The sequence below is a fragment of the Clostridium neonatale genome, from assembly GCF_001458595.1.
In the GTDB taxonomy this organism is placed as follows: Bacteria; Bacillota; Clostridia; order Clostridiales; family Clostridiaceae; genus Clostridium; species Clostridium neonatale.
In genome coordinates this window covers 239238-252865 of sequence record NZ_LN890327.1, presented here as the reverse complement: position 1 = coordinate 252865, position 13628 = coordinate 239238, and the positions used below count along the sequence as shown (strand labels likewise).

Annotated in this window: 14 protein-coding genes; all 14 read right to left on the bottom strand. The window is 28.7% G+C overall.

What is annotated here, in order from left to right; translation table 11 throughout:
* Positions 1-20: 20 nt before the first annotated feature.
* The 14 genes from BN2920_RS04545 to rplU all read right to left on the bottom strand — a co-directional run bounded on the left by BN2920_RS04545 (position 21) and on the right by rplU (position 13604).
* Positions 21-2639, bottom strand: coding sequence for a glycoside hydrolase family 38 N-terminal domain-containing protein (locus BN2920_RS04545; protein WP_058293839.1), 2619 nt, complete (start codon positions 2637-2639; stop codon positions 21-23).
* Positions 2640-2708: 69 nt separating this feature from the next.
* Entirely contained in the window at positions 2709-4706 is a 1998-nt protein-coding gene (locus BN2920_RS04540) for a fructose-specific PTS transporter subunit EIIC (RefSeq protein WP_058293838.1), read from the bottom strand.
* A gap of 468 nt (positions 4707-5174) precedes the next feature.
* Positions 5175-5483 carry a suppressor of fused domain protein gene (locus BN2920_RS22250; protein WP_268259035.1) on the bottom strand — a complete coding sequence of 103 codons (309 nt, stop codon included), beginning with the start codon at positions 5481-5483 and terminating at the stop codon, positions 5175-5177.
* 17 nt (positions 5484-5500) lie between these two features.
* On the bottom strand, positions 5501-5689 hold the full coding sequence (locus BN2920_RS22245; protein WP_268259034.1) for a suppressor of fused domain protein: 189 nt from the start codon (positions 5687-5689) through the stop codon (positions 5501-5503).
* Positions 5662-5814, bottom strand: coding sequence for a hypothetical protein (locus BN2920_RS21965; protein WP_242868297.1), 153 nt, complete (start codon positions 5812-5814; stop codon positions 5662-5664). The genes BN2920_RS22245 and BN2920_RS21965 overlap by 28 nt, the downstream gene beginning before the upstream one ends.
* Before the next feature lie 189 nt (positions 5815-6003).
* Positions 6004-6906, bottom strand: coding sequence for an RluA family pseudouridine synthase (locus BN2920_RS04530; protein ID WP_058293837.1), 903 nt, complete (start codon positions 6904-6906; stop codon positions 6004-6006).
* A gap of 14 nt (positions 6907-6920) precedes the next feature.
* Positions 6921-8171 carry an LCP family protein gene (locus BN2920_RS04525; protein ID WP_058293836.1) on the bottom strand — a complete coding sequence of 417 codons (1251 nt, stop codon included), beginning with the start codon at positions 8169-8171 and terminating at the stop codon, positions 6921-6923.
* A gap of 77 nt (positions 8172-8248) precedes the next feature.
* The gene (yqeK, locus tag BN2920_RS04520; protein WP_058293835.1) at positions 8249-8821 is read right to left on the bottom strand and encodes a bis(5'-nucleosyl)-tetraphosphatase (symmetrical) YqeK; all 573 of its coding nucleotides are present in this window, start codon (positions 8819-8821) and stop codon (positions 8249-8251) included.
* A 50-nt stretch (positions 8822-8871) separates the two neighbouring features.
* Positions 8872-9480, bottom strand: coding sequence for a nicotinate-nucleotide adenylyltransferase (gene nadD / locus BN2920_RS04515; protein ID WP_058293834.1), 609 nt, complete (start codon positions 9478-9480; stop codon positions 8872-8874).
* Positions 9481-10169: 689 nt separating this feature from the next.
* Positions 10170-10472, bottom strand: coding sequence for a ribosome assembly RNA-binding protein YhbY (yhbY, locus tag BN2920_RS04510; protein WP_058293833.1), 303 nt, complete (start codon positions 10470-10472; stop codon positions 10170-10172).
* A 120-nt stretch (positions 10473-10592) separates the two neighbouring features.
* Entirely contained in the window at positions 10593-11882 is a 1290-nt protein-coding gene (gene obgE, locus BN2920_RS04505; RefSeq protein WP_058294309.1) for a GTPase ObgE, read from the bottom strand.
* Between the two features lie 715 nt (positions 11883-12597).
* The gene (gene rpmA / locus BN2920_RS04500) at positions 12598-12897 is read right to left on the bottom strand and encodes a 50S ribosomal protein L27 (protein ID WP_058293832.1); all 300 of its coding nucleotides are present in this window, start codon (positions 12895-12897) and stop codon (positions 12598-12600) included.
* 4 nt (positions 12898-12901) lie between these two features.
* Positions 12902-13288, bottom strand: coding sequence for a ribosomal-processing cysteine protease Prp (locus BN2920_RS04495; RefSeq protein WP_058293831.1), 387 nt, complete (start codon positions 13286-13288; stop codon positions 12902-12904).
* 4 nt (positions 13289-13292) lie between these two features.
* On the bottom strand, positions 13293-13604 hold the full coding sequence (gene rplU, locus BN2920_RS04490) for a 50S ribosomal protein L21 (RefSeq protein WP_058293830.1): 312 nt from the start codon (positions 13602-13604) through the stop codon (positions 13293-13295).
* Between the last annotated feature and the right edge of the window lie 24 nt (positions 13605-13628).

Sequence of the window (13628 nt, the reverse complement as noted above, 5' to 3'; positions counted from 1 at the left end):
CACTCCAGCTCCTATCTAAATTAAAAATTAATCTTTAAAGTTTTTATTTCACCTTTTCTAAAGCTTCCAAGGTTTATATATCCTTCATTTTCAATTTTATTAAATTTACCTTTGTTATTCATGTTTATCCATTGATAATTTTTGCAATTACCTATAAAAATTTCACCTGAATCTGCAATTTCTTCACCATTATTTACGAATCTTATAAAATATGATCTCTTATCTATAGGTGCAATTGATGTAATTCTTATATTCTTCATATTACTTACATCTATTAAATTATCCATAAAATTTATTTCTTCTCTTAAAGGATGCATAACAAAATACTTTAAAGTATTAGTAAATCTATTTATTTCTTGAACTTGATAGTCTGAAACTTTTATAGCGTAATCTTTCCATCTTTCACTAACTTCATTTAAATCTATTATTTTGCCTAAGTATAAGGCAAATTTAAACTTCATCCTTTTGATTAACTGACTATCTGGTGTTTTTATATATTTAAATTCATTTCCAGATGCAACTCCAGGTCTTCTTATTAAATCTGGTTTTCCAAGATAACCCACACTTCTAAAAAGCGTTAAAGCTATTTGGGAATCATCTAAAACTTCATATTCCTTTATTCCTTTATTAAAAATATAAGCATTATACTTTTCATCTTTAAGTCCTACAAAATGTAGCATTGGATATATTGGTGAAGGTTCTTCTTTCCATAAAAGTTCTCTCCAATCATCTAAATGCTCTGGTTTATTATCTCTTTCTATAACTCCAAAAGCAGTATCAGCTATGCTATATTTGCTTCTTAGACCTGTATCTATAACTATTCTCATTCTATGGTCATTTGCTTTATTATCAATTTCTAAATGAAACTCTATATTTTTACTGTTATTTAAGGATATTTTTAATTCATAGTCTATAGATGTATCCAAAGTTTTATCTTCTCTACTATTTAAATCCTTTGGGATTTCTAATTTTCCTTCTATTTTTAATTCATTATATATATTTCCTTTTATTGCTGATACTTTAGAATTTTCAAATCTAAATTTAAGTAAAAAATCCTTTTCTGGTGGTGAATAATCGTAAGTATCCCCATCATCTCCTGAATCCTCTATATAAACACAATCCTCCAGAATAACATTTCTTTTTTTATCAAATATATTTATTTTTCCTTCCATTAAAGATACTTTAAATAGATCATCTTCTATTTCATTAGAATTTAATATTTCAATTTCTTTAACTTCTAAATTTTCATCTTTAACTACCTGAAATCTTTTAATTCCAAGTCCTTCTATCTCTTCATTTACGGAGATTTTGGATATATAATAATAAAGATTTTCATCATAATCTTTTTCATCTTTTTTTATGCTTCCGCTATACTCTTTTTTAGTATCTAAAATTTGATAGTCTACTAAATTGCCATTTTTATCTACTATCTTAAACTCTTTAAATTTTGTGCTTAAAGTAATTTCTGAATTCACTTTTCTTTTTTTAGGTAATGTATTTATTAAAATCAAATCATTTTCTTTTTTACCTTTTAAAGATTCACTGATTTTTCTTATTATATAATCATGGGCTGAATACGCTAATTCATCAGCCTCTATTAATCTATTTAATATACTTCTATTAGTTTTATCACTGTTGCATCCACATGCACTATCGTGTGCATGATTCATTAGAAGCCTCTTCCATATGGCTTCTATCATTTCTATCTTAGGATCTAACCCTAAGTTTTCTGCTATTACCATAAGAGGTTCTAATTTGTAAATTAGCATTCTTTCAACTTTATCATTTAAATATTTATGATCATATCTAGATGAGTAGATAGATCTGTGAATTTTTGAATTTGAAGGGTTTACAAACTCTCCTAAAACTTCTTCAAAGTTACCTTCTCTCTCTAATTCATCAAAAAACTTTTCGCATGAACTTTCAACATATTCTAAATCATGTTTGCTTTTATTTTTATAAAAATCTATTCTTTCTTTTATATTGAAATCAACGTATCTTTGGTCACCACCTACTGGAAGTAAAATATTTTCTTTTGAACTTCCATCCAATATAGTGTTTTCAACTGTTTCAACATCATCACTATAGATTAAATTCCCTCCATAAAAGTACCCATTTTTTATATTATAAACCAATAAAGAACTTCCATCTTCTCCTTTCCATAAAAATTCTCTATTTTTGCAATTATCTTTAGATACACCTCTCCAAAATATGCTTCTTTTTATATCAAAGCCATTCATTATTTTAGGTAAATCCTTAGTTTGTCCGAAGGAATCTGGAAGGTAAGCAACCTTCATATATTCTCCAAACTTTTCAGCTGCTTTTATTCCATAAAATAAGTTTCTAACTATTGATTCACCATCTATAATAAGCTCATCTGTTTGTGTATACCAAGGACCTAATATAAGTTTTTTTTCTTCTACTAATTTTTTAACCCTATCAAAATTACTAGGTGAAAACCTTAAATACTCTTCTAATAGGATCATTTGTCCATCTAGTAAATAATTATCAACTAATCCTTCTTCTAATGCATCCATTACTTCATCCATGTGATATATAAGTTGTATTATTGATTCATTTGCTGTGAAATACCACTCATAATCCCAATGTGTATGCGAGTATACGTGTACCTTTTTCATAACTACTTCTCCTTAAAAACTATTTTTAAAAATCCACCAAAAGTTATACTTTTAGTGGATTTTTATTAATTAAAGCTTTATTTGTGATACTAAATTGTATAATTTATCTTTATCAGTCTCATTTACAATATTATTTCTAAAGTCATCATCAATTAGCTCTGTTGCTATTGCACTTAATATTTTCAAGTGATTTTCTGCACCATCTTCTGGTATTGTAAGTGCAAATGCTGTTTTTATATCTTTTCCATCTAATGAATTCCACTCTATTCCGTTTTTGAATTTTATTAAAAACACTCCTGGTTTTATTACTGTACTATTTTTACTATGTGGAATTGCTATTCCATCATTAAAACCTGTTGTTGCTTCTTCTTCTCTTTTCCATAATCCTTTATAATATTCTTCTTCACTTTTAACATATCCATGTTTTTTAGCTATTTTAGCTATAAACTTATAAGCTTCATCTTGAGTTTTTGAATTTTCATCTACATATATGTGAGTTTGATCAAATACATCTCTATTTATAAAATTCTTTTCATCTATAACCTCTGTTATATTTACTTCAATATTTTTATCAGTTTCATATTGTAATTCATCATCCATTTTATTTTCTGGTACTGGTTTTCTCCAAAATCCGATTATTAATGCTGTAACTAAAATACCTGCAAGGGTACATAAAATCCATGTTACAAATGGAATAGGTTGTTCTATATATCCTATAAAAGTTCCAAGAGGAGAACCTATACCTCCGTAGAACTTACATCCAGTTAAACCTACAAGACCTCCAGCTATTGCTGAACCTGCAACTGATGCTGTAATCATTTGAACTGGATTAGATGCGGCAAAAGGTATTGCCCCTTCTGTAACTCCTACTATACCCATACCAAAAGCTGAACTTGCTGATATTTTTTCTTCTTTAGTAAACTTATTTTTAAATAATACTGATGCAAGCCATATTCCAAGTGGCGCTACTGATATTGCCGCTTGAGCTGCTGTTCCTGGTACGAAGTTAGCATTTTGGATTCCAAATTTAGCTACAGTATCTGTAAATACTGCTGTTCCAAATATAAGAGCTGTTTTATTAACAGGTCCTCCAAAGTCGAATCCTATCATAGCTCCAATAACTGCTCCAACTATAAATGTTGCACTTGAATAAGTATCATTTAAGTAAGTTAGGCTATTATATAACCAGTCCATAAGACCTGCTATAGGTCCACCTATCATATAAAGTACAATTACAGTTATTACAAAAGTAGCTATTAAAGGTATTATCATAATTGCTAATAAAGGTTGTAAAATTTTTGGCCACTTTATTTTCTTTAATCCCTTAACAAAATATCCAACTATAAATGCAACTAATATTGCTGATAAGAACCCTCCACCTGTTTGAGTTCCTAAAAACTCTGGGTCATTTGCTAAATAAGCACCTATCATAGCTGGTGCAATAGCTGGTTTGTCTGCTATTGAATTAGCAACAAATCCCGCAAAAAGTGGAATCATAAGTTTAAATCCAACTTGCCCAACTGCAAAAAGTTTTGACATAAAGTATCCTAATTGAGTAGATGTATCAAATCCCCAATTTATTATTTGTCCTAAATCATTTTTTTGGAATGCAAATATATTTGCTACTGCTAAAAGTAAACCTGCTGATATTACCATAGGTACCATATACGATATACCACTCATTATATGAGTTACAAACTTATTATCAGTTTTTCCTAAAGTAACTTTTCCAACTTTAGTTCCTTTTGCTCCAAATACTTGCCCCTCTTTAAGAGCTTTTTCTATTAAGCCTTCTGAATCTTTTATTGCATCGATTGATTTTGCAACAAATACTTTTTTACCTGTAAATCTCATTAAATCAATACTTATATCTGCTGCTACTATTACTACGTCTGCTTCTTCTATTTCTTTTTCCGTTAATACATTTTCTGCCCCTATAGAGCCTTGTGTTTCTACTTTTATTTTATAACCTTTTTCATTGCCAGCTTTAGTTAAACTTTCTGCTGCCATATACGTGTGTGCAATACCTGCTGCACATGCAGTAATTGCTACTATTTTTTTATTCATTAAAAAACACCTCCCGTTTACAGCTCTTAGTATATACTCACAACGTTTTCAAGTAAATATTTTTGAACTGTTTAGATTTAGCTTACTAAAATAATTTTTTATATGAAATTATTTTCACAAAATATGATTTTAATAATTCAAACTAAAATCTTTATTGAAATTATTTTCACCTTAAAGTAATAAAATGGGTTGTCACACTAAATAATTAGTTCTCAGTTTTTTGCAATAAAAATCCACCAGCTAAGCTGGTGGTATTTCCTCAGTCCTATAATGGCCATGCACCTGCCTTATATCTTAAGGCTCTTGAAGTGGTCCGCAAGCCATACCTACTTCCTTTACTTGCTCCTCTTAAAAGTGTCCATATCTTATCACTAATAGTTACTTTAGGTACTTCACGAGCCCGTACGTCAGACTATATAGCTGTATTTTTATAAAAAACATTAGTGCAACATACATATTATAAATAATTTATATCAAATGATCCCTTGAATAATCTGTAAGTTCTATTTGCAGCTTCTCTGACAGTTCTTGTACATCACTTCTCTTTTTATTTAATAGCATTTTAAGTTCTTTATCAGTCATTCCAACAAGCTGAACAAACTCTACTTGTCCATTTGGTGTATCTATTACCCCAGCCGGCTTATCTGGTATAGTTATAAATCCTGTAATTTTAGATATACCTTTAGAATCCATTCCTGTTTCCTGACCAGTGTAAATATATTCATATGTCCTAAATATTTCTCCATTTTCAAAAGTCATTCTTGCTAATGTCTGCAAAATTCCTGCAACACATTTTAACTCATTATCATCAATACCAGGATTTTTTTCAATTTTAATGTAAATTCAAACCCATATCCACTATATTCTTTATCTTCACACTCCTTTTCATATAACTCTGAAAGTCCATAAGTTACAAAATGATAATACTCTCCAGCATCATAAATACTTATCCCATCTAGAGGTCTGATCCCCCAAGCCTCCACTTTATCAATGTTCCAAAATGAAGCGGATCCTTTTGATCTGGATATATTCTTTCAAAAGTTTCTGTTATACTATCCCATCCACTTGCTTTTATTTCTTCTTCACTCATTTTATTCGATCCAATCATGACATTTCTAACTTATCGTTGTTTTTAATATTATCTTTAATTTTCCATATTCTTCAAACTTCTATCTTTAAATTTCATAAACATAATTTAAGCAAAAACTTTATATAATCTATAACCAAAAAATCTGCTATCACTAAACCAAATTAAAATCTTAGTTTAATGAAAGCAGATTTTTTATTATTGTGATATTTATTTTAATTTATCTATAAGCCCCTTCATATCATCAGGAAGATCAGCTCTTAACGAAAGTTCTTTTTCTGTTCTTGGTGATTTAAAATCAAGTCCATAAGCATGAAGTGCCTGTCTTTCAATCAAATCTCCCTCATTATCTCCATCTCCATATAAAACATCACCATATATAGGATGCCCTAAATAACTTAAATGAACTCTTATCTGATGTGTTCTTCCTGTTTCAAGTTTACATTCAACTAAACTTGAATCACTAAATTCTTCAACAACTTTATAATGTGTTATGCTTCTTTGACCTCTTTCATCCACTACTCTTCTAGTACCATTTTCAATTCCTTCTGGTCTATATATTGGCTTATCTATAGTTCCTTGTTTTTCTTTGAAAATCCCATGTACTATAGCCAAATATCTCTTTTCAACTTTATTTTCGCTCATAGCTTTTGAGAGCATTCCATGAGAAAATTGATTTTTAGCTATTATAATAAGTCCAGATGTATTCATATCTAATCTTGAAACCAATCTTACAATGCAATTTTGATTGCTTTCCATAAAATAATTTATAACACCATTTGCTAAAGTTCCGCTTTGATATGTTTTAGTTGGGTGAACAACCATAAATGGTTTCTTATTTACTACTAAAATATCTTCATCTTCATAGACTATGTCAATGTCTATTTTTTCTGGTGCAATATTCTGACTTTCTTCCTTTTCTAAATCTATTTTAATGATTTCACCATTTTTTATTACACGGTTCATTTTAACTACTTCATTATTAATAAATATCCTTTTTTGTATTGAAGCGCTTCTTATTAATCTTGTTGAAATACCCATTTCACGTTTTAAGTATTCTCTAAGCTTAGTACCTTCAACCACATCTTCAACTTTTTTTTCTAAAATACTCATCCTAAAGTACTCCTTTAAAATTTATCATCATAATTATTACCTATAATTATAATAACATCATAATCACTATATTCAACCTTATCTTCTTTTTCATCAATCTTACTTACATCTACTACTTTTTTTATTTTCTTTGCAATTGAACTATCATTACTTAATATTACACTTTTTTCTGTTTCTATAGTGTTATCAACATCAATATTAGTATAACCATTAGCTACTAATTTCTCTTTTACTTTCCCTGCCAATCCATTAATATTTGTTCCATTTAAAACTTTTATTCTTGCATCATAATTTACTTCTGACTTTTCAGAGGGGCTAGCATTTTCACCCAATGAATTTATTATATCTGAATTATAAGATTTATTAAAGACAACATAGGATTGACCACCAATCATTTTTAAATCACCGGTTATAGTTGACATATTCATATTTGAGCTATGAATTAAGAATTTCAATCCATATCCAACAACCTTGTATGCTGGTATATTAGTTTCAATATTATCTGCAAATGCATTTAATATGCTAGGTATCCTAAATATTATAAATGGATTTTTGCATTTTTTAACTACCTTCGCAATAAACTTTTGTTGATTTTCTATTCTTCCTAAATCACCAGTAGCAAGTCCTGTCCCATCATTATTTTTTCTCCATCTAAAAAATTCCTCAGCCTTTTTACCATCTAATTTTACAGTTTCACCAGCCTTGAAATTAATATGTAAATTTTGACCTTCATCGTCATAGTACATGTTATTTTCAATTGTCATTTCAACTCCGCCAATGGCATCTATAAATTCTCTAAATGCATTATAATCTATTCTTACTAGGTAATTTATATTTATATCTAGTAAGTTTTCTACTTCAGTCTCTAATCTTGAATATCCACCTAAGGCATAAGCTGCATTAATTTTATAATTAGATCCATTAATATTTATAAGAGTATCTCTTGGTATAGATACTAAATTAACATTTTTAGTTGTAGGATTATAATTTAAAATCATAAGAGTATCAGTTCTTTTTATTGATTCATTTTCAACCTGATTAACATCACCTATATCAACGCCCATTAACAATATATTTAATGATTCTCCAAAGCCTGGGCTCTCTCCATCTGGCATTGAGTTATTTGATATTTTAAACAATGCAATTACTGCTGATAATAGTGAAAATACAACTAATGCTAAAATTAAAGATATACATCTTAAACAAATCTTTTCTAATCTTGAAAAAGTGCTATCTTCTTTTTTTTGATTTTTCTTTCTCCCCATAACCAGAATTCACCTCTATCTAAGAAAGATCTATCTTAAATATTTTTCCCTTTCTTTTACTATTCAATAGCTATCTCTTATTTACCATTATGAATTAATAAATAATTTCGTGCCTTAACTGTATTTTCATCCATCAATGAATTTTTACTTAAAAGAAATTTCATTGTGTGAGTAAGACCTGCTAAAACTCCATCATCCAAATTATTAAATGTTATATTTCTTAGTTCCTCTAATCCATCAAAATCTCTTGTTGGTTCAATCATATCTGCTATATATATTATTTTTTCTAGTGTTGTCATATCTTCTTTTCCTGTTGTATGCCATCTTAAAGAAGAAAGTATCTCCTCATCTTCAATACCTAGTTTTTCTTTAGCTACAATTGGTGCAATTATACTATGCCATAGGCTCTTATTTATCTCTTCAACTTCTGAAAGAATAATATTATTTTCATCCATTATCTTCTTCATTTCATCTATTTGCATATTTTTAGCAACATCATGTGCAAAACCTGCAAGCTCTGCTATATCTTCATCTACATTATTTAATCCTGCTAATTTCTTAGCAGTTTCTGCAACTCCTAGAACATGATTATATCTCTCTTCTTGTAAATTATTTTTTAAATACTCTTTTATTTCATCTCTTGATAACATAAAATATCCCTCCATCCTTTCTAACAATCAAAAAATTCACTATTACTTTTTTATTTTTTATATAATCCTTTTGCATATATATAATTTTTTACGCTCTCAGGCACAAAAAAATCTATTTTCTTTCCTTCATTAACCCTATTCCTTATATCTGTTGATGATATTTCTAGCTCTTTAAGCGCTAAAAATATTATAGAAGCATTATATTTCTCTTCAATATATTTCTTTTGAGCTAATAGCCTCTCCACATCTGTTCCGCCACGCATAAAAACGACCATATTGCTTAATGATAATATTTTTTCTACCTCTCTCCATTTTTCTATATTCATTAAACAGTCAGCACCTGTTATAAAAAATAATTCCTCATCCTTACTCTCTTTTGAATTATTATAATGTTCTAATGTTTCATAAGTAAAACTCAATCCACCTTTATTTATTTCATAATCTGAAACTTCAAAGCTATCATAATTTCTTATAGCTTCTTTAACCATTTCATATCTATCTTTTGATTCCGTTATTTTTTTATCTGTTTTTAATGGTTGAATTCCTGCTGGCATAAAAATAACCTTATCTAAATTTAATTGTTCTTTTGCTTCATAAGCTATATATAAATGTGCATTATGAATTGGATCAAAAGTTCCGCCTATTATTCCTATCTTCATAGTTTCACTCCTAAGCGCCATAAGCTTTTTATAATTTCATACTATAATTATAGCTTCTCTAATTAGCTCAAATAATATAATAAAATTATTTCTATATTATTATATCATTAGTAAATAGATTCTTAATAACGTTAATCTTAATTTTTTATAAACTCATTTATAAATTAATAAAATAAATTGAGTAGAATCAAAGTTTAGTTGGAAATAACCGAAATTCAATATATGATAGGCTCGATTGTAGAAAAATTCGAACTAAAAATTCTAATGGCAGAGGATGCACCCAAAAATGTTTGCTCCAAAAAAACAAGTTTTGGACAAACAATTTTTGAACATCCTCTGCCAAAGAATTTAAAAGTTCAAATTTTAATACAATACTAAGCCTATTCATATATTGAATTTCTTTGTTTTCTCTAAAATCATAGTTACTCAACTTTGTTAATTATATTTTATGCTTTTTAGAATATTCTATATATCAATATATTGTTGCTTTCTTAAAAATTATAAAATATTAGCTTGCTTAAACAACTATTCCTTAATTTAAAAATGTATTTATGTGCAACACCAATAATACTGAAACTTTGAGTTTAGATCAAACAAAGAAATAAAGCTCTCATATTGGTCGTAGACTTGCATTCCAATTTGAGAGCTTTATTTCAGTTGTTATTCACTAAACTTTAGTTCTACATCCATTATTTCTTAGGTAATTCAATCTTTCTCTTTTTCACGTCACTAGATTGTTTATATAAAACCATTTTTCTTCCTGTCGCTTGAATTCCTTCGCAATTAACTAATCTGCAAATTTCATCTGAAGCTTCTCTTGTATCTAGTCCGCTATTTTCTAAAACTTTAATTTTTATTAATTCTCTTGCTTCTAAAGCCTCTTTAACTTGTTTTATAAAGTTTTCTTCTATACCATTTTTCCCAACTTGGAATATTGGCTGTATATCATTAGCTAAACTTCTTAAATAAGCTCTTTGCTTGCTTGTTATCATATTTTCATCTCCTCATTTTACACTTCATAATTCAAAATTCATACCATTTATGACATCAATGCAAACAATTCACAATTAAAAGCTATAATTGTGAACTGTGCATTGTGAATTCTGAATTGCCTAAAGTATATATTCAAATTCAAAGTCATTTAATCTTACAAAGTCACCATCTTTAATGCCCATTTCTCTTAATTCATCAAAGATACCTTTATTTCTAAGAACTTTATGGAAGTATCTTAATGAATCTGCATCATGTACATTAACAGCATGTAATAATCTATCCACAAATGTTCCTTCAACAACATATGTGTTAGTACCTTCATCATTTGGTTCAATAGATATTTCATATGTGAATTTCTTTTCTTCTGGAATATACATTTCATCTTCTGAAATTTCTAATTCCTTAATTGGAATATCCTTAAGCATTCTTGCTGCTTCCTTCATTACAACATCAACACCGTCATTTGTAGCTGCTGACATTTTAAACACTTTAGTATATCCTAATTCTTCAACCTTCTTTTTAAAATCTTCATACACAGAGTCATCATATAACATATCAGTCTTATTAGCTACTACTATTTGTGGTCTATCCCATAGCTTAACTGAATATTTCTTTAACTCTTCATTAATCTTTACGAAATCTTCAAAAGCATCTCTGCCTTCAACACCTGATATATCAACTATGTGTATTAGAAGTCTAGTTCTTTCAATATGTCTTAAGAATTGTATTCCAAGACCGACACCTTCTGCAGCACCTTCAATAATTCCTGGAATATCAGCCATAACAAACGGTTCAATTCCTTCTACTGCAACAACACCTAGGTTTGGTTTTAATGTTGTAAAATGATAGTTAGCTATCTTTGGTTTAGCTTTAGTTGTCATTGATAACAATGTTGATTTACCTACATTAGGAAACCCTAACAATCCAACATCAGCAAGTAATTTCAATTCTAAAACTAAGTTTAATTCTGCCCCAGGCATTCCTGGCTCTGCATAATGTGGTGCTTGTTTAGTAGCTGTAGCAAATTTAGTATTTCCTTTACCACCTTTACCACCTTTAAGTAATACTAACTCTTCATCTTTATGTGAAAGGTCAGCTATTACTTTATTACTTTCAGCTTCTCTTATGATTGTTCCCATCGGAACATTTATCACAAGATCAGCCCCATCTTTACCATAGCACTTTGATCCGCTACCGTTACCACCGCATTCAGCAATAAATTTCTTTTTATACTTGAAATCTAATAATGTAGTAATTCCAGTATCTACTTTAAATATGATGCTTCCGCCTTTTCCGCCATCTCCACCATCAGGTCCTCCTAATGGAACATACTTTTCTCTTCTGAATGTAATAGCACCGTCTCCACCATTACCTGACTTTACGAAAATTTTCGCCTTATCTATAAACATATGTTTACCACCTTTCTTTTCTAATTGATTTTTTAATGAATACTCACAATTCATTAATATCCGAACGCCTATAAAATTAAAAGCTATTTAAAATAATAATCCAAATTCTTATTTCTTATTAAAATATGTATATTTGCTAAAACATAACTATATTTATTTCTTAGTCATAAAAAATATATTATAATAAATTATGTAACTTTTTTATATAATATTTTATCATAATATATAATAATTCTTTTATTTTATTATTTATAAAACTACCTTATAGTTTAAGTATTCCCTTAAAAACCTACTTTATTATATCATATCTGCTTTAAGTATCAACATAAGTATGAATATTTTCTTGCACTTCCTTATTATGTTATATTTCCATTTCTTTAAATATCTGCAATTTAAGAAATCTTAACTTTTTTAACTTAGAAAAAACACACTGGAATTTTATTAAGATAATCATATAAAGAAATGATTAATATATCCAATTACTGAAAAATATAAATAAGCATAGCAGTAATATAGTAATTTATAATAGCCTTATGCACTATAAATATAGGTATATATTATTATTTAGAAATGAACCTACTATTTTTAATATAGAATACATAGATAAAATATACTTTTCAAAATATACCACTCTAATAAGTATATATAAATCTTACATTTACCTAGCCAATATTAAAAAAAGCACCCTTAAAACTAAGAGTGCTTAAAGTAAAAACTATTCAGCTTTTGCTTCTATTTGTACTGGGTAAACGCTAGCTTTTTTCTTATCTCTACCAAATCTTTCGAATTTAACAACTCCATCGATTTTAGCGAATAAAGTATCGTCTTTACCTCTTCCAACATTTTCACCTGGGTGAATCTTTGTTCCTCTTTGTCTAACAAGTATGTTACCAGCAAGAACAAATTCTCCATCAGCAGATTTAACTCCTAATCTCTTTGATTCAGAGTCTCTACCATTCTTTGTACTACCTACCCCTTTTTTGTGGGCAAATAATTGAAGGTTCATGATTAGCATGTGACTACACCTCCTCTATTTCTAAAATTATATATTCCCTACGTTTTTCTTTTCCAAACATTTCTTCCAAACTCAAAATTACACTTTCTAAACTTTTTTCAAATGTTTTGAGCAATACCTGAGCTTGATTTAACTCTTCTTTAGTAAAATCTGAAATATCTAGTTTTAGATATCCATCCATGATTTCGTATGTACAATTAAGTTTTAAAACTTCATCTAAACCAATTAAAACACTTTGAGATAAAACAGATACTGAGTTACAAATCATATCAAATGCTTCACCTACAAGTGCTGCATCATTCTGAAAATCTCTTTCATCTGATATGGCATGGTTATTTATTACGAAACCAACAATATTACATTCTTTTTGATTAATTGTTATCTTAACCATAACATTAAGCTTCGATCTTCTCGATAACTAATTTAGTATAAGGTTGTCTGTGACCATTCTTTCTTCTATAGTCCTTCTTAGCCTTATATTTGAAAACTACAACTTTTTTAGCTTTACCTTGAGCTACAACTTTAGCTGTAACCTTAGCGCCTTCAACTACTGGAGTACCAACTTTGATACCATCTTCAGTTTCAACTGCTAAAACTTCATTTAATTCAACTGTAGTGTCAACTTCAGCGTTTAATTTTTCAACGAATAATACGTCTCCTTCTTTAACTCTGTATTGCTTTCCACCTGTTGCTAATACTGCGTACATTAAAACACCTCCTCATAACGGTCT